Origin of the sequence: Nocardia sp. 348MFTsu5.1, from assembly GCF_000383535.1 — a bacterium.
Taxonomy (GTDB): domain Bacteria; phylum Actinomycetota; class Actinomycetes; order Mycobacteriales; family Mycobacteriaceae; genus Williamsia; species Williamsia faeni.
The window spans coordinates 632,186-649,933 of record NZ_KB911509.1 but is presented as its reverse complement, the minus strand read 5'-3'; the positions used below and the strand labels follow the sequence as shown (position 1 = coordinate 649,933).

Annotated in this window: 18 protein-coding genes; 9 read left to right on the top strand and 9 right to left on the bottom strand. The window is 64.8% G+C overall.

The genetic code is table 11. The annotated features are described in order from the left end of the window. Positions 1–125: 125 nt before the first annotated feature. From H290_RS0103085 to H290_RS0103070, 4 genes are read left to right on the top strand one after another with little or no spacing between them, the layout of a single operon-like run. Positions 126–2,492 (top strand): xanthine dehydrogenase family protein molybdopterin-binding subunit, encoded by a 2,367-nt coding sequence (locus H290_RS0103085; protein ID WP_036517691.1) that lies wholly within the window; start codon positions 126–128, stop codon positions 2,490–2,492. Continuing rightward, positions 2,489–3,364 carry a xanthine dehydrogenase family protein subunit M gene (locus H290_RS0103080; protein ID WP_020105297.1) on the top strand — a complete coding sequence of 292 codons (876 nt, stop codon included), beginning with the start codon at positions 2,489–2,491 and terminating at the stop codon, positions 3,362–3,364. Before H290_RS0103085 ends, H290_RS0103080 begins: the two co-directional genes overlap by 4 nt. Next, positions 3,357–3,848 (top strand): (2Fe-2S)-binding protein, encoded by a 492-nt coding sequence (locus H290_RS0103075; protein ID WP_020105296.1) that lies wholly within the window; start codon positions 3,357–3,359, stop codon positions 3,846–3,848. The genes H290_RS0103080 and H290_RS0103075 overlap by 8 nt, the downstream gene beginning before the upstream one ends. After that, positions 3,845–4,534, top strand: a complete 690-nt coding sequence (locus tag H290_RS0103070; protein ID WP_020105295.1) for an SRPBCC family protein — start codon at positions 3,845–3,847, stop codon at positions 4,532–4,534. Before H290_RS0103075 ends, H290_RS0103070 begins: the two co-directional genes overlap by 4 nt. A gap of 84 nt (positions 4,535–4,618) precedes the next feature. Here the strand turns inward: H290_RS0103070 and H290_RS0103065 are convergent, their stop codons facing one another. Beyond that, on the bottom strand, positions 4,619–5,581 hold the full coding sequence (locus H290_RS0103065) for an N-acetyltransferase (RefSeq protein ID WP_020105294.1): 963 nt from the start codon (positions 5,579–5,581) through the stop codon (positions 4,619–4,621). After that, positions 5,582–6,199 (bottom strand): peptide deformylase, encoded by a 618-nt coding sequence (locus H290_RS0103060; protein WP_020105293.1) that lies wholly within the window; start codon positions 6,197–6,199, stop codon positions 5,582–5,584. Between the two features lie 152 nt (positions 6,200–6,351). Here H290_RS0103060 and H290_RS0103055 point away from each other — a divergent pair, with 152 nt between their 5' ends. The 4 genes from H290_RS0103055 to H290_RS0103040 all read left to right on the top strand — a co-directional run bounded on the left by H290_RS0103055 (position 6,352) and on the right by H290_RS0103040 (position 9,265). Beyond that, a complete protein-coding gene (locus tag H290_RS0103055; protein ID WP_020105292.1) occupies positions 6,352–6,702 on the top strand; it encodes a DUF3263 domain-containing protein in 351 nt (116 codons plus the stop codon). Between the two features lie 138 nt (positions 6,703–6,840). Beyond that, the gene (locus H290_RS0103050) at positions 6,841–7,320 is read left to right on the top strand and encodes a LytR C-terminal domain-containing protein (RefSeq protein WP_020105291.1); all 480 of its coding nucleotides are present in this window, start codon (positions 6,841–6,843) and stop codon (positions 7,318–7,320) included. Positions 7,321–7,446: 126 nt separating this feature from the next. After that, positions 7,447–8,127 (top strand): superoxide dismutase family protein, encoded by a 681-nt coding sequence (locus tag H290_RS0103045; RefSeq protein WP_020105290.1) that lies wholly within the window; start codon positions 7,447–7,449, stop codon positions 8,125–8,127. Between the two features lies 1 nt (position 8,128). Beyond that, a complete protein-coding gene (locus H290_RS0103040; RefSeq protein WP_028462701.1) occupies positions 8,129–9,265 on the top strand; it encodes a glutamate--cysteine ligase in 1,137 nt (378 codons plus the stop codon). On the opposite strand, the gene H290_RS0103035 is transcribed toward H290_RS0103040, so the two are convergent. From H290_RS0103035 to H290_RS0103005, 7 genes are read right to left on the bottom strand one after another with little or no spacing between them, the layout of a single operon-like run. After that, the gene (locus H290_RS0103035) at positions 9,255–10,640 is read right to left on the bottom strand and encodes an AarF/ABC1/UbiB kinase family protein (protein WP_020105288.1); all 1,386 of its coding nucleotides are present in this window, start codon (positions 10,638–10,640) and stop codon (positions 9,255–9,257) included. The genes H290_RS0103040 and H290_RS0103035 overlap by 11 nt on opposite strands. 16 nt (positions 10,641–10,656) lie before the next feature. Next, a complete protein-coding gene (gene mnhG, locus H290_RS0103030; RefSeq protein ID WP_020105287.1) occupies positions 10,657–10,989 on the bottom strand; it encodes a monovalent cation/H(+) antiporter subunit G in 333 nt (110 codons plus the stop codon). Between the two features lie 3 nt (positions 10,990–10,992). Continuing rightward, positions 10,993–11,256, bottom strand: a complete 264-nt coding sequence (locus H290_RS0103025) for a monovalent cation/H+ antiporter complex subunit F (protein ID WP_020105286.1) — start codon at positions 11,254–11,256, stop codon at positions 10,993–10,995. Next, positions 11,253–11,984, bottom strand: a complete 732-nt coding sequence (locus H290_RS0103020) for a Na+/H+ antiporter subunit E (RefSeq protein WP_020105285.1) — start codon at positions 11,982–11,984, stop codon at positions 11,253–11,255. Before H290_RS0103020 ends, H290_RS0103025 begins: the two co-directional genes overlap by 4 nt. Then, entirely contained in the window at positions 11,981–13,537 is a 1,557-nt protein-coding gene (locus H290_RS0103015) for a Na+/H+ antiporter subunit D (RefSeq protein WP_051121869.1), read from the bottom strand. Before H290_RS0103015 ends, H290_RS0103020 begins: the two co-directional genes overlap by 4 nt. Positions 13,538–13,590: 53 nt before the next feature. Beyond that, complete coding sequence (locus tag H290_RS0103010) at positions 13,591–14,184, bottom strand: Na(+)/H(+) antiporter subunit C (protein ID WP_020105283.1); 594 nt, start codon at positions 14,182–14,184, stop codon at positions 13,591–13,593. Then, a complete protein-coding gene (locus H290_RS0103005) occupies positions 14,181–17,066 on the bottom strand; it encodes a Na+/H+ antiporter subunit A (protein ID WP_051121868.1) in 2,886 nt (961 codons plus the stop codon). Before H290_RS0103005 ends, H290_RS0103010 begins: the two co-directional genes overlap by 4 nt. 254 nt (positions 17,067–17,320) lie before the next feature. On the opposite strand from H290_RS0103005, the gene H290_RS0103000 reads away from it, so the two are divergent. Further along, entirely contained in the window at positions 17,321–17,743 is a 423-nt protein-coding gene (locus H290_RS0103000) for a hypothetical protein (RefSeq protein ID WP_020105281.1), read from the top strand. Positions 17,744–17,748: the final 5 nt, after the last annotated feature.

The following is a 17,748-nucleotide window of genomic DNA, read 5'->3' as shown; positions in this document are numbered from 1 at the left end:
TGGTGTTTTATGCGACTGCGGAGGAGGGTTAAGCCTTGACCGTCTTCTCCGGGAACTGCTATACATACCGCAATCCTACAAAAGCTGAGCGAGTGCACAAAAGTGGTTGATCATGCGCGATATGAATGGACAGAGGGGTGTTGGTGAGCACTACTGAAGTATCCACCGACCGGTACGTCGGGACCCGGGTTCCACGGGTTGAGGACGCCCGGCTCGTGGCCGGCGCCGGCTGCTACGTGGACGACATCACCCGCGCAGGCATGCTGCACATCGCGTTTGTGCGAAGCACGGTCGCGCGCGGCCGGATCCTCGGTGTCGACACCTCCGAGGCTCTGGCGATCGATGGCGTCAAGGCGATATACCTTGCGGCCGACATCAATCCGGCCATCCACGAACTCCGTTACTCACTCGACGGGATGGTCGGCGGATCGTCGCAGTGGCCGGCGCTCGCCGAGGACGAGGTCCGATTCGTCGGCGACCCGATAGCCGTTGTGGTCGCCACCAACCGGTACGTCGCCGAAGATGCTGTTGACATGGTGATCGTCGATTACGACGTGCTGCCCCCGGTGGTCGACTACCGGACCGCGCCGGAGTCGGATGATCTGGTCCATGCCGCATTCGCGAAGAATCTGGCGATCGAACTGCCCGGGCGTCCGGCATCGGAGATGGACCCGATCTTCGACGCGGCCGCGCATGTCGTCCGCCAGACCGTGTACCAGCAGGCACATTCGCCGATGCCGATGGAAACGCGTGGCATCGTCGCCGAATGGTCTTCTCCCAGTGGAGAGATGACGATCTGGATCTCCAGTCAGTCGCCACATGAAGCGCGTGGATTCGCATCTCGGATACTCGGTGTCCCCGAGCATCGGGTGCGGGTGGTGTGCAAAGACACCGGAGGTGGCTTCGGCCAGAAGGTGGTACCCCAGCGCGAAGAGATCTGCGTGATGATCGCCGCGAAGATCATCGGTGTTCCGGTCAAATGGATCGAGGATCGGCAGGAACACCTGATGTCGGCGGGGATGGCGCGCCAGGATCACGGCAATGCCCGGATGGCGTTCGACGAGGACGGAAAGATCGTCGCCGCCGAACTCGATCACGTCCAGAACATCGGGGCCTACCCCATACCGTCGCCGCTGACCGGAGCGGGAGCGGTGGGAATGCTGTTCCCCGGTCCGTACCGGGTTCCGCAGGCCACTTTCAGTCTGAAGCTGGTCTATACCAACACCGTTGGGCGCGTGGCGTACCGCGGGCCATGGCAGTACGAGTCGATGGCCAGGGAGGTGTTGCTCGACACCGCCGCCCGCCAGATGGACATCGATCCGATCGAGTTGCGTCGTCGTAACCTGCTCCGGGCCGACGAGATGCCGGTGAGCAATCCGTTGGGTATGCCCTATTCGGATGCGACACCTCTGGAGACCTTCGACAAGGCGATCGAGGCGCTCGACTATCCGGCATTCCGGCGTGAGCAGGAGGCCGCGCGGGCAGCAGGGCGTTATCTGGGCGTGGGTACCTGTAGCTACATCGAACCCACGTCGGCGTCGACCCCGTTCATGGCCACCGAGGGTGCCACGATCCGGGTCAATCCGTCTGGGACGGTGGATGTCTACGTGAACGGCGGTTCCGCGGGCAACAGCGTCGAGACGACGGTTGTGCAGTTGACCGCGGACGCACTCGGTGTCGCGATCGAGGACGTCAACACCATCCAGGGTGACACCGCGGTCACCCCGTTCGGTGCCGGAACCCAGGGCAGTCGTAGTGGTTCGATGACCGCCGGTGCGGTGGCCGTGACCGCAACGGGCGTGCGGGAGAAGATCGTGGCGATCGCTGCCCACAAGTTGGGTGTCGATGCGGCCGACATCGACTTCATCCGCGGTCGCGCCTCGGTCCGCGGAGTGCCGGGACCGGAGCTGACACTCGCGGAGATCGCGGATATCGCCTATTACCAACCAGATTCGCTGCCACCCGGTGTGTCTCCCGGGCTCGAGTCCAGTGGTCGCTACAAAGCGCAGGCCCCGATGATCTGGGCCAATGCCACCCACGTGTGCACCTGTGAGGTCGACATCGAAACCGGTGAGGTGACGCTGCTGCGGTTCATCGTCGGCGAGGACATCGGACCGATGATCAACCCGAACGTGGTGGAGGGTCAGATCCGCGGCGGAACCGTGCAGGGGATCGGCGGTGCCCTCTACGAGCACCTGGCCTACGACGAATCCGGAAACCCGGTGACCACAACATTTATGGACTACTTGATGCCCACCACAACCGAGGTTCCGGCGAACATCGAGATCGTGCACGTCGAGACCATGGGCCCCGGCCCGGGTGGCTTCAAAGGCGTCGGTGAGGGCGGTGCCATCGGCTCGGCACCGGCCGTCGTCAACGCCGTTGCAGATGCATTGGCACCGTTCGGTATCGAGATCAGTGAACTACCGCTGAGTCCGGCGAGGATTGTCGCGATGGTGGATGCTGCCCGCGGCGAAGCGGTGGCCCGATGAAGCCCGCAGCGTTCGACTATCACCGGCCGGCCACCGCGCAGGAGGCCGTCAGTCTGCTCGCCGAACTCGGCGACGAGGCGAAATTCATTGCGGGCGGCCAGAGTCTGATGCCGATGCTGAACCTGCGCATCGCAGCCTTTGAGCACCTGATCGACATCAGTCGGCTGTCCGGGCTCGAAGGTATCGAGGTCCGTGGCGGATCGCTCTGGATCGGTGCCGGAACCCGGCAGGCCGTGATCGGCCGCTCCGAGACAGTGGCGGCGTCAGTGCCGTTGCTGGCGCGGGCGACACCACTGATCGGGCACTTCCAGATCCGCAACCGCGGAACGATCGGCGGTTCGATCGCGCACGCCGATGCCGCTGCCGAATACCCGGCGGTGGCCATCACCCTCGATGCAGAGATCGAATTGCTCTCGCCGCGTGGTGCCCGGACTGTTCCGGCGGCGGACTTCTTCACGGGCATGTGGAGCACCGACATGGCCGAGGACGAATTGCTGACCGGCATCAATTTCCCCATCTGGGAAGGCAGATCCGGTTTTGCGATCGACGAGTTCGCCCGTCGCCAGGGCGATTTCGCGATCGCCGGTGCAACGGTGGCCGTGCGGATCGATGACAACGCCCGGATCGACAAATGCGCCATCGGACTATTTGGTCTCGGTCCCGCGGTCACCCGTGCCACCGCCGCGGAACAGGCGCTGATCGGAGTGTCCGTCGACGATGTCGACACCAAGGAGATCGCGGGCCTCGCGGTGTCGGGGCTCACCTCGGTTCCGGCAGACCTGCACGGCTCCACCGAATACCGAACCCGGGTCGGGGCAACACGAGTCAACCGTGCGCTCGATCGCGCGCTCTTGGAGGCGAAGAATGGCTGATGTAGAGATCAAGGTATGGGTGAACGGTGCCCTCCACCAGGCGACGATCCCGCCCCGGCTGACGCTGGCGGATTTCCTGCGTGTCGACTGTGGTTTGACCGGAACGCATCTCGGGTGTGAACACGGTGTGTGCGGCGCATGTACCGTGCTCGTCGACGGTGAGGCCGTCCGTGCCTGCCTGTTGTTCGCGGTCCAGACAGATGGCGCCGAGATCACCACCATCGAGGGTATGGCGTCGTCAGACGGTGAGCTCTCCACGGTCCAGTGCGCATTCCGGGACCACCATGGCCTCCAATGTGGTTTCTGCACACCGGGTTTTGTGGTGTCTGCGACAGCGTTCCTGCGGGAGACCCCCGATCCGAGCGACACCGAGATCAGGGAAGCGCTCTCCGGCAACATCTGCCGGTGCACGGGATATCAGGGAATCGTGGAAGCCGTTCGCGCGGCCGCCGATTCGATCAACGGAAGTGAAGGGTCCGCATGAAGCTCGAGAACCAGTTCAGCATCGCCGTTCCGGTCGAGGAAGCATGGAAGGTGCTACTCGACATCGAACGGGTGGCGCCCTGCGTTCCGGGAGCCACGCTCACCTCGAACGAGGGTGATCAGTTCAAGGGCAAGGTCAAGGTCAAGCTGGGCCCGATCTCGTTGAGCTACGCCGGAATCATCAAGTTCCGTTCGCGCGACGAAGAAGCGAAGATCGCGGTCCTCGAAGGCAGCGGCCGCGAGGCCCGGGGCAACGGCACCGCCAGCGCGGTGGTCACCTGTCGTCTCGTCGATGCCGGCGACACCACCGATGTCTTCGTCGAGACCGAACTCGACATCACCGGCAAACCCGCACAGTTCGGGCGCGGTGCGATGGCAGAGGTCGCCGGCAAACTGATCGGGCAGTTCTCCGAGAATCTTGCCGCGGAAATCGAGAACAAGCCGGACGTCGCACCGGCAGAAGTGGCTGCACCGGCGTCAGAGACCGCTACCTCCGAGACCGCAGCACCCGCAGTGGCGCCGGTGGCCGACAAGCCGGTGGTGCCGAGGAAGTCCGCCGAGCCCATCGACCTGATCGAGGCTTCGGGCCTGGGTGGCGTGGCCACGCGGACCGCGATCGCAGTCGCGGTTTCACTCGTGGTGGCCGCGGTGGTTGTCCTGTTCTTCGGGCGACGCCGGGCGAGCTGACTCTGCAAACGAGCCGGTAATACGAAGACGAGCCGCGAATATGTGGCTCGTCTTCGTACATCTGGCTCGTTTGCGTTTGGCGGACTAGCGGTCCTCGAGGTACCCGTAACTGTGGTGAAGTCCGAAACCCAAGCGGCGGTACCACTCCCGGGCACGTTGGTTGGTGGTCTCGACCTGTAGGTATGTCGAGACCGCGCCCGCGGTGGCGCCCCACGCCTCGATCGCGGCCATGATCGACCGGCCGTGGCCATGGCCGCGGTGTCCGGGAACTGTCAGCAGGGCCGAGAGGCCCAGCCAGACCTCGTCTTTGAGGCCGGTGGTCACCGCACCGCGGCCGATGGCGATGACACCGCCCTCGGGGTCGCGTATTTCGGCAAAGCCAAGCCGTCCGCCATCGTAGGCGCAGACAACAGCTCGCGCCACGGACACATCGGGGATCGTCCGTCCGTCCGCGTAGTTGGCGATCCACTCGTCGGACGGTTGATCGGAGATCGCCACGGTGTGCTCGGGTTGAGTTGTCCCCGTTGTCCCGACGGGTCCGGTCAGGACATCGACCGTGCAGGTGTAATCGGCCACGGGGACATGGGCGCTGGGGATCAGCCGGGACACCGCGGAAATCAGCAGAGGCAGATCCCGCGCGGCGTACCACTGCCGCAACCGATCGGTGGTCTGCGAGTCGAGGCGCGCACCCATCTCGAGTGGCACCGCCGAGTTCGCCCGCCGGGTGAATCCGCCACCCGCGCGGGCGAGCCAGCCGTCGATCATCTCCGACTCCAGCCCGGGCCAGCCCCGGGCCGCCGCGACTTCCAGCGACCGGATCTCCGAATTTCGGACGGGTTTGTCGGACAGCACCTTCACCGCGACCACCAGCTCAGCGGGAATCAGCAGTGACTCGCCCCCGCGACGAACCCGGAGATCCGGGTCCGCGGATTCCAGGATCCCGGTGACGTCGCTGAGGGTGGCGGCCTCGTCGGCGCGCCAATCGGCGGGCGCCCCGGGACCTTTCCGGAAGCGCACCACCACCCGGTCACCCGCGGACGGGTTCACCTAGTTGTCGTCGTCTTCGTCGTCGTGGCCGAATGGGTCGGCCTCCTCGCCGGGCATCCAGGACAGCCCGGGGACGCCCCAGTTGGAGCGCTTGATGGCCTTCTTGGCGGCCCGGGCGTTGCGGCCGAGCAGTACGTCGACGTACAGGAAGCCGTCGAGATGTCCGACCTCGTGCTGCAGCATCCGGGCGAAGAAGCCCTCGCTCTCCAGTTCGACCGGATCGCCGTTGCGGTCGACGCCGGTGACCTTGGCCCAGTCTGCGCGCCCCGTGGGGAATTGCAGTCCGGGGACCGACAGGCAGCCTTCGTCGTTGTCGTCGGGGTCGGGCATGGTCTCTGGGATCTCGGACGTCTCGAGCACCGGGTTGATCACCTCGCCGCGACGACGCGGACCGGCGCGACCATCGCCGTCGGGGCAGTCGTAGACGAAGAAGCGCCGACCCACCCCGACCTGATTGGCGGCCAGGCCGACACCGTTGGCAGCATCCATGGTTTCGTACATGTCGTCGAGCAAAGCCACCACGTCAGCCGGGGGTTTGCCGTCGGCATCGAGGGTGACGATCTCAGTGGGATTGTGCAACACCGGATCACCGACGATGCAGATGGGGAGAATTGCCATGAGGGTCAGATTACTCGGCACGCCACGGCGCGAAATCCACTGGAGGCGTGGTTAGATATAGACCGAACCACACTGATGTAATTCGCGCCATAACTATCGTCAAGTGGTGTGTGGCGACGGGGTGGAGTAGGACCGATTCTCAAGGGAGCGAGATGGACGGCGCAACCGCGCGAGACCAGAAGAATTCCGGACTTGCGGACAACATCAGCCAGGCACACGCAGAGTTGGGCCCCGGTGAGGTTGGAGCCGACGGACTGACTCGGCGCGAGCATGAGGTTTTGGCCTTCGAGCGCCAATGGTGGAAGTACGCCGGCGCCAAAGAAGAGGCCATCAAAGAACTATTTGGATTGTCCGCGACCCGCTACTACCAAGTGCTCAATGCACTCGTCGACCGTCCTGAGGCGCTGGCCGCCGACCCGATGTTGGTCAAGCGCCTACGTCGTCTGCGGGCCAGCCGTCAGAAGGCCCGTGCGGCCCGCCGCCTCGGTTTCGACGTCACCTGATGGGTTCTTTGACCCGCCGCGTGCGGATGGGTCGGGAAGTTTCGTAAGGTTGACCCAATGACCAAGTCCGACCGATCTGGCCCGCCGGATTCTCCCACGCGCCGGGAAAACGCTCACCTGCCGCTTCGCGCTGGGGCAATGCTTTTGATTGCCATCGCCGTGGTGTTCATCGGACTCGGTTGGCAGTCGGCCGCCAACAGCGATTCCGACCCCGAGGACGGGCTCGAAGCTGCCCAGAGCCGGCAATCGACCTCCGCCGCCGCGCCCGAATCGGCGGCGCCGGCATCCTCGGTTGCGGCGAGTACCTCGGCGTCGCCCACGACGTCGTCGTCGATTGACCCGAGCAAACCCCAGGTCTGTGTTTTCAATGCCGGAACGGTCAGCGGCCTGGGCCAGACGTTCACCAAGAAGGTCGATGTTCTGGGTTGGGAAACCGCGGAACCTGGCAATTTGCAGTCGGCCAGCATCACGGAGAACACCATCTTCTACACACCCCGGCAGAAGGCTGCGGCAGAACAACTCGCCGAAGATCTGGGTGGAGACGTCTCGGTCGATCCGCGTCCATCGGCGTTCAGCCAGTGCCAGGGCGGGTTGGCACTGATCGTCGTGACCAACTGAATCCGGAGTGGACGACGAAGCCGGAGGCGGAGGCGCAGCTCGACCCGGGCACCCGATATGATTTCGCTGACCTACTACCGACGGTAGAACCCCGAATTCGTACGCCCAACACAAGGGAGCTCAACCATGGCGCAGCGCTCGCTCAAGAACCTCGGCACTTTGCGGCGGACCGCCGCGCTGGTCGCCCCGGCAGCGATGGCTCTGCTCGTCGTGGCGGGCTGCAGCGCGGGTCAGGAAGCCAGCGATGTTCCGGGAACTCAGCCGAGCGTGGTCACCGGTGATCCGGCGCCGCTGGATGTCGGCGCTGTCGGCGATCCGAGTGAAGGTGGCGAGGCCACCGCAGCACTGTTGACCCCGAGTGGAGGGACGGCCGGAGTCGCGAGCTTCGACACCGTCGAGGGTTCGGTGGTCATCTCGGTGACGGCAGAGAACCTGGCCCCCGGCTTCCATGGCATGCACATCCACGCCGTGGGCAAATGTGAGGCGAACTCGGTTTCTCCCACCGGTGGCGCTCCGGGAGATTTCCTTTCCGCCGGTGGACATCTGCAGGTCGAAGGCAATGACTCGCATCCGGCCAGCGGTGACCTCGTGTCGATCTACATCAATGACGAGGGCAAGGGCGAAACCGTCACCACCAGTGACAACTTCGACATCGAACAGCTCATCCAGACCGCCATCGTGATCCATGAGAAGCCGGACAACTTCGGCAACATCCCCACCCGGTACGCACCGGCACCCGACGAGGAAACTCTGAAGACCGGTGACGGTGGCAAGCGGATCGCCTGCGGCGTCATCGAAAAGAGCTGAGATAAACAACCGTCGATCGATCGACTTCAACACTTCGCCGAGGCCGACGCTCGGCGTGGAGTGGGAGTTCGCCCTCGTTGACAAGCAGACCAGAGACCTGTCGAACTCCGCGGCTCAATTGTTCGAAGAGGTCAGCCGGCTCGACAACCCGAGTTCGGGCGACCGGATCCACAAAGAGTTGCTGCGCAACACTGTTGAACTCGTGACGGGGATCTGCCGCAACACCGGTGAGGCGATCGCCGACCTCTCGGAGTCGATGGCGGTGGTCCGCCGGATCGCTGACGGAATCGGTGTCGACCTTTTCGGCGGCGGAACCCATCCGTTCGCCCAGTGGTCGGCCCAGCAGTTGACGCCTTCGCCGCGGTACGCCGAGATGATCGAGCGCACCCAGTGGTGGGGTCGCCAGATGCTGATCTGGGGTGTCCACGTCCATGTCGGTATCAATCACCGCGACAAGGTCTTACCGATCGTGTCGTCGCTGTTGAACCAGTACCCGCACCTTCTCGCGCTGTCGGCGTCGTCGCCGATGTGGGCGGGGCAGGACACCGGGTACGCGAGCAATCGCGCGATGATGTTCCAGCAGCTCCCGACCGCCGGCCTGCCGTTCCAGTTCCAGAAATGGGCGGAGTTCGAGCACTTTGTCGGCGATCAGATGACCACCGGAATCATCGAGCACCTCAACGAGATCCGCTGGGACATCCGGCCGTCGCCGCACCTGGGGACCGTCGAGATCCGGGTCTGCGACGGAGTGTCCACGGTTGCCGAGCTGGCCGGACTGGTCGCACTCATCCACTGCCTGGTGGTCGATCTCGATCATCGACTCGATGCCGGTGAGGAACTGCCGGTGATGGCACCCTGGCTGGTGCAGGAAAACAAGTGGCGGGCAGCCCGTTACGGGCTCGACGCCATCATCATCACCGACGCCGAATGCAACGAACGCCTCGTCACCGACGATCTCGACGACATCCTCACCCGGCTGATGCCGATCGCCGTCGAACTCGACTGCGTTGACGAATTGGCCTCGGTGGCCGACATCCCGCGTCGTGGCGCCTCGTATCAGCGTCAGCGCAAGATCTATGCGGAGACCGGCGACATGGTTGCCGTGGTCGACGCGGTCGTCGGCGAACTCAGTCGCTGAAGGTGCGCTTACGCCACCACTGATCCACCTGTCCGAGTTCGGTTTCCGGTTCGGCTCCGGTCAGCCACTCGGATTCGATCCGGAACCAGTTGGCGCTCGCGCCGAGCTGACCGAGCATGGCGCACGTATAGAACTCGACCCGCCGGGCCATCAGGTGCTCTTCCGGGAAACGTTGTCTACGTGAGGGTTCGGCATATTCGTGCGCGGGGTGCACGGCAGCCACCATGGCGGCGTTGGCGATCTCCGGTGTGATGGTCAACGTCGTATCGTCCATGTGCCACCACGTGGAGTCATGGACATAGGCCAGGACATCGGCGTCGGTGATGTTGTCCTCGTCGATGAGGATGTCGCCGCGTCGCAAGATCTGGGCGACCTTGGTGGCGTCGCCGGCGCGGGCGGCGATCAGTGCGGATCGCTCGAGTTGCACTGCGCGCTTGGACATCGTCTTACTCGAGCCGAAGTCGAGGAACGCGACGCGGCCATCGTCGGCGAGCATGATGTTGCCCGGATGCGGATCACCGCAGAACGTGGCATCGGTGTGGATGCTGCCGCAGTAGAACCGGTAGATCACCTCACCGACCTGGTCGCGGGTCTCCGCATCCAGGCCGGTCACCTCGTCGAAGCTGATCCCACTGACCAGCTCGGTGGTCAGAACCTTTGGTGTGCAGAGGTTTCCGATGACATCCGGGATCTGGATGAACGGGTGCCCCTGATAGCGCACCGCGAGCCGACGCTGGTTGTCGGCCTCGGCCTCGTAGTCGAGTTCGGCGATGATGTTTCCGGTCACCTCACGGACAAACGACTGTGGATCGACCGTCGGCAGCAGACGTTTGTAGAGCCGCAAGGCGATGGCGAGGTTCTTGAGGTCCGAGCGCACCACCCGGTCGATGCCGGGGTACTGCACCTTGACTGCAACGTCGCGGCCGTCGGTGAGGCGGGCCCGGTACACCTGACCGATGGATGCCGCGGCGATCGGTTCGGGGTTGATCTCGGCGAAAGCCGACATCCGGTCACCGAGCTCGGCCCGGACCACACCCAGCATCGTCTCACTCGATACCCGCGGTGCATTGTCGCGGAGGATGGCCAACTTCTGGGTGAACGCGGGCCGCGCTGACGGGGGCACCATGTCCAGGTCCAGCAGCGAGAGGAACTGCCCGACCTTCATCGCCGCGCCCTTCATGGAGCCGAGCACCGTGATCAGCTCGTCGGCCGCGGCCAGGGCATCGTTCTCGGCACGTCGGCGACGTTCGTCGGGTGAACCACCCAGGGTGGCCGCGCGTGATCGGACTCGTCGGATCGCGGTGTGTGCGGCCACTTTTCCGAGCTCGCCACCGCGGCGCAACGCAGAGGTGGATGGCGAGGGTTCGGTGTCCATCAGTTCGGGACGGGCATCAGTCGGTGCGGTGGGTTTCGATCTCGTCCTCGCGGATGAGGTCGTCGCGCATCCGCTGTTCCTGGTACGCGAGTTTGCCGACTCGATGTGCGATGACCGGCGCGGTGATCAGTGCAAAGATGCCCGACAACACCAGCATTCCGAAATCGACGGTGTCCCAGAGCCGGATGCCGGCCCCGGCCAGCACCAGGAGCAATCCGAGGGTCTGCGGTTTTGTGGCGGCGTGCATGCGGGTCATGGTGTCGGGGAAACGCAAGATGCCGATGGACGCGGTGAACGCCAGCAATGATCCGGTGAGCACCAGGATCGAGACGAAGATGTCGGAGATCATGCGCTACACCTCGTTGTCCCGGACGCGGAAGCGTGCAACCGCAACGGTTCCGACAAAGCTGAGCAGGGCCAGTGCGACGATCCCGGGCACCACGGTCGAGTCCATCGAGTAGGCGGCCCACACCGCCAGTGAGCACATCGACACCGCCACCGCGGTGTCGAGGGCGACCAGCCGGTCGAGTGTGTCGGGGCCGATCAGCATGCGTGCGGTGGTGAGTATCGAGGCGGCGAGCAGGAGGACTGCCGCAATCGTCCAGACAACGTTCACTTCATGACTCCGCTCGGATAGTCATCGTCGATCCCGTGGTACGGGCTGGCGTGCCATTCACTGTCACGCTCGAAGGCCCTGATGAACATTCGTTCGGTGGTCGCGACCTGCTTGTGGAAGGTCTTGACCTTTTCCGGGGAACTTGCGTCGATGAGGTGGACGTACAACAGCCGCCGGCTGTGGTCGATTTCGAGCACCATGGTTCCGGGCACGAGGTTCAGATAGTCGACGGCCAGCGTCAGGACCATGTCCGACTTGATGGCCATCCGGACCCGCAGCACTGCACTGAGCGGGGGCTTCGCGGGCCGGATCGCCAGCCACGCGACCTGAACACTCGACTTGCAGAGGTCGATCAACAAGCGGACGCACAATTCGAGCAGCGTCAACGGGTGGACGCGGCCTTCCACCGGCACGCGGGGCAGGGGCAGCACGATGAGGACAACGAGTGCCACACCGATCCCCACCAGTACATTTGCCAGATCGTAGGTGCCCCAGAGCAGGACCCAGACGCCGGCGAGCCAGGCGACCGTCCACAACCGGACCGCCACCTCGCGGCGGTTGCCGCCGAACCAGCGTTTGATCTGGGTGTGGGTTCTGATCCAGATCAGGATTTTCAGCAGATTCCAGGCCAGGTAGAGGACGGTGGTCCGCCAGGCGTTCACCAGATGCGCACGGATCGGCCCACGCGGGGGCGGCAGCTGTGGTCGCTGCACGGCGGGTTCTGTCACCGGCCACCTCCCAGGACGGCATTGAGGTAGATGCTCGAGTCGGTGAGGTCGGCCGCCGCCTGGTCGGTGAACTCGAAGATCGGACCCGCCCACAGCGTAAGGGTGATGCCGGCGACAACCATGGCGATCGTGGGTACCACCATGCCGACCGGCATCCGGCCGACGTCGACGCGGTCGTCGAAGGCGACGTCATCGGCGTCCGAACCGTCGAGCAGTGGTGAGGGTCCGGCGTCGGCGAGTTCGCCTTCGGGCGCATCGGCGCGGGGGCGCCAGAATGCCTTGGTCCAGACGCGGGCCACCACGTACAGCGTGAGCAGGCTGGTCACCACGGAGCCGGCGACCAGCAGCCAGGCGAGCACACTGCCGTCCTGGACACCGGCTTCGATCAGCGCGACCTTGCCGATGAACCCGGAGAACGGCGGGATGCCACCGAGATTCAATGCGGGGATCAGGAACAGTGCGGCCAGCAGGGGACTGGCCGCCAGGCCGCCGAGCCTGCGCAGCGAGGCCGACCCGGCCTGTCGTTCGATCAGTCCGACCACCAGGAACAGTGTTGTCTGGACCAGAATGTGGTGGGCCACATAGTAAATCGCCCCGGACAGGCCGAACTCTGTGGACAGGGCCAAGCCGAAGATCATGTAGCCGATGTGGCTGACCAGGGTGAACGACAACAATCGTTTGATATCGGACTGGGCGATCGCACCGAAGATGCCCACCAACATCGTCAGCAGTCCGGCGACCATCAGGACGTTGTCCATCGAACCACCGGGGAACAGCAGCGTATGGGCGCGGATGATCGCGTACACACCGACCTTGGTCAGCAAGCCGGCGAACACCGCGGTGACCGGCGCGGGAGCCGTCGGATACGAGTCGGGCAGCCACGTCGACAAGGGGAAAACGGCGGCCTTGATCCCGAACGCGACCAGCAGCACCGCGTACAGCGCACCCTTGGTGCCATCGGGTACGTCCTGCAGGCGGATCGCCATCTCGGCGAGGTTCAGTGTTCCGGTCGCGGCGTAGGCGAAGGCGATGCCGACGAGGAACACCAGCGACGACACCATCGACACCATCACGTACGACACACCGGCACGGACGCGGTCCGCGCTGGCCCCGAGTGTCAGCAACACATAGCTCGCGGCCAGCAGGACCTCGAACGAGACGTACAGATTGAACAGATCGCCGGCGAGGAACGCGTTGCAGACGCCGGTGCACAGCAGCAGGTAAGTCGGCAGGAAGATCGAAACCGGCTGGTCGATCGTGCCGTCGCGAATACCCTGACCGACCGCGTACAGCATGACGCAGAGCAGGACCGCGGTCGAGACCACGAGCATCAGGGCCGAGAGCTGGTCGGCGACAAGGGTGATGCCCAGGGGACCGAGTTCACCGTTCTTCGCATCCCAGCCACCGATGTGGAGGGCGTAGGTGCCGTCGCGGTTGGTCAGATACAGCAGCAGGCAGGCGGCGATGAAGGCAACCGAGATCGCCACGACGGTGACCACACGCTGAAAGCGGGGATAGCGCCCCATGATCAGCGTGAGCACGGTGCCGATCATCGGAACCAGCACCGGCGCCACGATCAGTGTGGGGAACCAGGCGTTGGACAACGTCACGTGTCTGAGCCCCCTCTGATGTCCGGCACGGTCTCTTCGAGCTCCTCGACGAATTCGTCGTCAAGGTCGTCGGGGTCGGGAAGGATGTCGGTTTCGTAGATCTCGGCGCGGCGCGCTTTGATCTGTTCCTCGGTGAGCGGGTTGCCGTCGTCGTCGAACATGTCGCCGCGCTTGGTGTCGGAGCCGGTCACCGGGTCGTCGCTGCGGTCGCGGTCGGGCGCGTCCGCACTGCGCTGGTGCTGGACCTTCAGATCCTCGGGATCGTCATCGACCTCGTCGTCGGTGTTGATCATGAAGCTGCGGTAGGCCAGCGACAGGATGAACGCGGCCATGCCCATCGTGATGACAATGGCGGTCAGGATCATGCCCTGCGCCAGCGGATCTGCGTCTGACGTGCGGTCTTCCGAGTTGCGCCCGACGATCGGTGGATTGCCCATCGCGCCCGAGAGAGTGATGATCATCAGGTTGATCGCGTTGCCGACCAACAACAATCCGAGCAGCATCTTGACGAGGCTGCGTTCGAGGAGCAGGTAGACGCCGCACGCGGCCATCAGCCCGACGACGATGAGCAGTCCGAGATTGACACTCATACCGAGACCTCCTGCGACGCCCGGCGGACCCGGGGAGCGTCTTCGTCGAGGCGAGCGCCGAGGCTGCGCAGGACGTCGAGGACCAGACCGACAACGATGAAGTAGACACCGAGGTCGAAGAACAGTGCGGTCACGAGTTTCACGTCACCGAAGATCGGGAGCGTCAACTCGATGGTCGCCGAGGACAGGGCCGGTGCGCCCATGAAAACCGATGCCACCGCGGTGCCCACCGAAAGACCGAGTCCGATACCGAGGATTCGCCCGGCATCGATCGGGATGGCTTCGCCCAGTTCGTAGCGACCCCCGGCCAGATACCGGAGTACCAGGGCCAGGCCCATCGTGAGACCGCCGGCGAAACCGCCGCCGGGCGCATTGTGGCCGGCGTAGAAGAAGTACAGCGACAGCACTATCATCGTCGGGAAGATCAGTCGCGTGGTCGCCTCGAGCACCATCGATCGATGTCGGGGGTCGCGGAAGTCGCTGCCGCGCAGCCATGTTGTGCGCTCGCCGAACAGCTGGCTGCCGTCGTATTCGGTGCGTGGCGCTTTCTTGCGGGTGGCGTCGGCGACACTGGGCGCTGCTCCGAATCTGCGGTGCCGGAAGACCATCGATGCCACACCGGTCGCGGCAACGAGGAGGACGGAGATCTCTCCGAGTGTGTCCCAGGCGCGGATGTCGACCAGCAGCACGTTGACCGTGTTCGATCCGTTGCCGTACTTGTACGCGGCGTAAGGCAGTTCACTCGCCATCGGGATCGTGTTGCGCGCCCCCGCGGCGAACAGGCCGACCAGCACCAGGACCGCGCCGAATGCCAAACCGAGGAGCGCGCGCAGCGGCTTGAAGCCGGTCGCGTGCCGGGTCTCGGCCTCTGCCGGCAGTTTGCGCAACACCAGGACGAAGATGACCAAGGTCAGTGTTTCGACCAGGAACTGGGTCAGCGCCAGATCGGGTGCGCCGTGCAGCGCGAACAACACACCACAGCTGTAGCCCGTGGCACCGACGAGCAAGACGGCGGCCAGCCGGTTCCGCAGAACGGTGGCGGCGATCGCGGAGGCGACCATGATGCCGCCGATGACCGCCTGAATCGGTGTGTCGAACCCTTCGAGAACCAGGTCGTTTCGAGAGCCCAGGAACAGCACGATCGTCGGCAGCAGCACCAGGGTGACGACGATGATGCCCTGGGTCAGCGGCAGCGAACCGCGCTGGGTGTTGCGGGTCAGATTCACCGACACCGTGTCGGCGCCCCGCAGGACCGCGTCGTAGATGCGGTCGGCGTTGCCGAGCGCCGGCTTCACGAAACCGAGGCGGCCGAGTTCGCGAACAAGCGCGAACAGTGCGGTGCCCGCGACCACTGCGATCGCGGTCAGGGCCAGCGGAAGGTTGAACCCGTGCCACAGCGCGAGGTGGACGATCTCCTCGCCGTAGTTGGGCAGTGTTTCCGCGTAGGGCTCGAAGAGCTCGCCGATCGGACCGGCGAGTGGGCCGGCCACGACACCGGCCACCGCGAGAACTCCGGCCGGGATGAGGAACGCGGCATTCGGCTTGTGCAGGCGTGCAACAGCCGGGCTCGGTGCGGTCTTGCGTTTACGGCCGAACGCGCCCCAGAGGAACCGCAGCGAGTAGGCAACGGTGAGGGTCGAACCCACCACCAGGACGATCACCACAACCGGCCCCTGCCAGGCATTGAGGGCGCCGGTGTCCCAGATCTCGGCGAAGGCGGTCTCTTTGCCGACGAATCCCAGCGTGATCGGCAGGCCTGCCATGCTGGCCGCGGCCAGTGTCGCGATCGCGGCGAGCCAGGGGGCCTCGAGGCCCAGACGGGCCAGCTTGCGCAGGTCGCGGGTGCCGGTGGAGTGATCGACGATGCCGACGACCATGAACAGCGACGCCTTGAAAAAGGCGTGGGCGACGAGCATCGTGAGGCCGGCCATCGCCACATTGGCATCGCCGATCCCGACCAGGACCATCAGGAACCCGAGTTGGGAGACGGTGCCGAAGGCGAGGACCAGTTTGAGGTCGTATTCGCGCAGCGAACGGAACCCGCCGAGGAGCATCGTCACCATGCCCAGCCCGACGACCATGATCTGCCAGGACACCAGGTGGGAGAACCCCGGGGCCAGACGGGCGACGAGGTAGATGCCGGCCTTCACCATCGCGGCGGCGTGCAGGTACGCACTGACCGGGGTGGGGGCGGCCATTGCGCCGGGCAGCCAGAAGTGGAACGGGAAGATGGCTGATTTGCTCAGGGCCCCGATCAGGATCAGCACGATCGCGACGGTGACCGATATGCCGGACGGTGGGTTGGCCACGATCTCCGACATGGAGAACGTGCCGGCGACCTCACCCAGGATGACGATGCCGACCAGCATCGCCAGCCCGCCGGCCGTGGTGACCAACAGTGCCTGGGTGGCGGCGCGGCGGCTGGTGGCGCGCACCGCATAGAAGCCGACCAGCAGGAACGACAGCACCGTCGTCAGTTCCCAGAAGATATAGAGCACCAGCATGTTGTCGCTGCAGACCAGGCCGAACATGGCGCCGGCAAAGGCGACCATCTCGCCACCGAAGCCGGCAACCCGACGTCGTGTCTCGGTGAAGTACTCGGCGCAATAGCAGAGGACCAGGGCACCGACTCCGAGAACCAGCACCGACATGATCGCGGCCAGGGTGTCGAACCGCAGATCGATGTTCATCTCCAGGGCGGGCACCCAGGTGATCGATTCGGTGCGGATGCCGTTCGCTTCGTCGGGCCAGTTCGCGAAGACCCAGATGAGCCCGAAGAAGGGCGCGAGGGCGAGCACGTAGAAGCCGCGTCGACCCAGCCAGGTGATGATCGCAGGCGCCAGTACAGCCGTGATGGCCAGCACGGCCAGGACTGCAATCAAGGGCACTCCGTCGATTAGGTGGGCGGTGTGTCGTCGCGCGAGGCCGCAGGGAGCAAACTACGCAAATCCGGTGGTCTGCGCGTGCCGCTGTGTGGTGTCCGGCCTCGTTCTCTGGTGTCCAGCCTACCGTTGGTGCTGCTAGGTGACGTATTCGGGAGTCAATCACCCAGGTCGGGAACCGTTGGGCCAGGTCACGGAAAAGCGGGCCGCAGGTCGGTGCGCCAGTCGGCGACCTCACCCCCTAGTCTGTTCGCATGGTTCGGGTGCGGGTGGTTGTGATGCTGGTTTTGGCGGGTCTGGTTTTGCTGGTGGGAGCGTGTGGCAGCGATGAATCAGAGCCTGATTCGACGACGGCCGGATCGCTCGCACTGCCGGATGACTTTCCCGCCGCGGTCCCGGTGATCGAGGGCGCGGTGCTCGCTGTCGGCGGCACGGCCAAGGACGGCTGGAATCTCACCGTGGCAGGCCGGGCCGATGCCGGCGATCCATTCGACAACGCATCGACACAACTCCTCGACGCCGGCTACACCGAACAGTTCCAGCGCCAGGAGGGCAGCGAATCGGTGAAGGGCTTTGTCGCGGAGTCGGACGGCAAGCGCTACACCGTGGTGATCGGCACCACCGAAGCATCGGTCAGCGGCCCGACGGCGATCACCTATCAGGTCTCGCAGTCGTAGACGCC

What these genes read in the sequence shown, in the direction of transcription:
- H290_RS0103085 (WP_036517691.1), top strand. Translation starts at nt 126, where the DNA reads ATGGACAGAGGGGTGTTGGTGAGCACTACTGAAGTATCCACCGACCGG.
- H290_RS0103080 (WP_020105297.1), top strand. Translation starts at nt 2,489, where the DNA reads ATGAAGCCCGCAGCGTTCGACTATCACCGGCCGGCCACCGCGCAGGAG.
- H290_RS0103075 (WP_020105296.1), top strand. Translation starts at nt 3,357, where the DNA reads ATGGCTGATGTAGAGATCAAGGTATGGGTGAACGGTGCCCTCCACCAG.
- H290_RS0103070 (WP_020105295.1), top strand. Translation starts at nt 3,845, where the DNA reads ATGAAGCTCGAGAACCAGTTCAGCATCGCCGTTCCGGTCGAGGAAGCA.
- H290_RS0103060 (WP_020105293.1), bottom strand. Translation starts at nt 6,199, where the DNA reads ATGGCAATTCTCCCCATCTGCATCGTCGGTGATCCGGTGTTGCACAAT.
- H290_RS0103055 (WP_020105292.1), top strand. Translation starts at nt 6,352, where the DNA reads ATGGACGGCGCAACCGCGCGAGACCAGAAGAATTCCGGACTTGCGGAC.
- H290_RS0103050 (WP_020105291.1), top strand. Translation starts at nt 6,841, where the DNA reads ATGCTTTTGATTGCCATCGCCGTGGTGTTCATCGGACTCGGTTGGCAG.
- H290_RS0103045 (WP_020105290.1), top strand. Translation starts at nt 7,447, where the DNA reads ATGGCGCAGCGCTCGCTCAAGAACCTCGGCACTTTGCGGCGGACCGCC.
- H290_RS0103035 (WP_020105288.1), bottom strand. Translation starts at nt 10,640, where the DNA reads ATGGACACCGAACCCTCGCCATCCACCTCTGCGTTGCGCCGCGGTGGC.
- mnhG (WP_020105287.1), bottom strand. Translation starts at nt 10,989, where the DNA reads ATGATCTCCGACATCTTCGTCTCGATCCTGGTGCTCACCGGATCATTG.
- H290_RS0103015 (WP_051121869.1), bottom strand. Translation starts at nt 13,537, where the DNA reads ATGATCGGCACCGTGCTCACGCTGATCATGGGGCGCTATCCCCGCTTT.
- H290_RS0103010 (WP_020105283.1), bottom strand. Translation starts at nt 14,184, where the DNA reads ATGAGTGTCAATCTCGGACTGCTCATCGTCGTCGGGCTGATGGCCGCG.
- H290_RS0103000 (WP_020105281.1), top strand. Translation starts at nt 17,321, where the DNA reads ATGGTTCGGGTGCGGGTGGTTGTGATGCTGGTTTTGGCGGGTCTGGTT.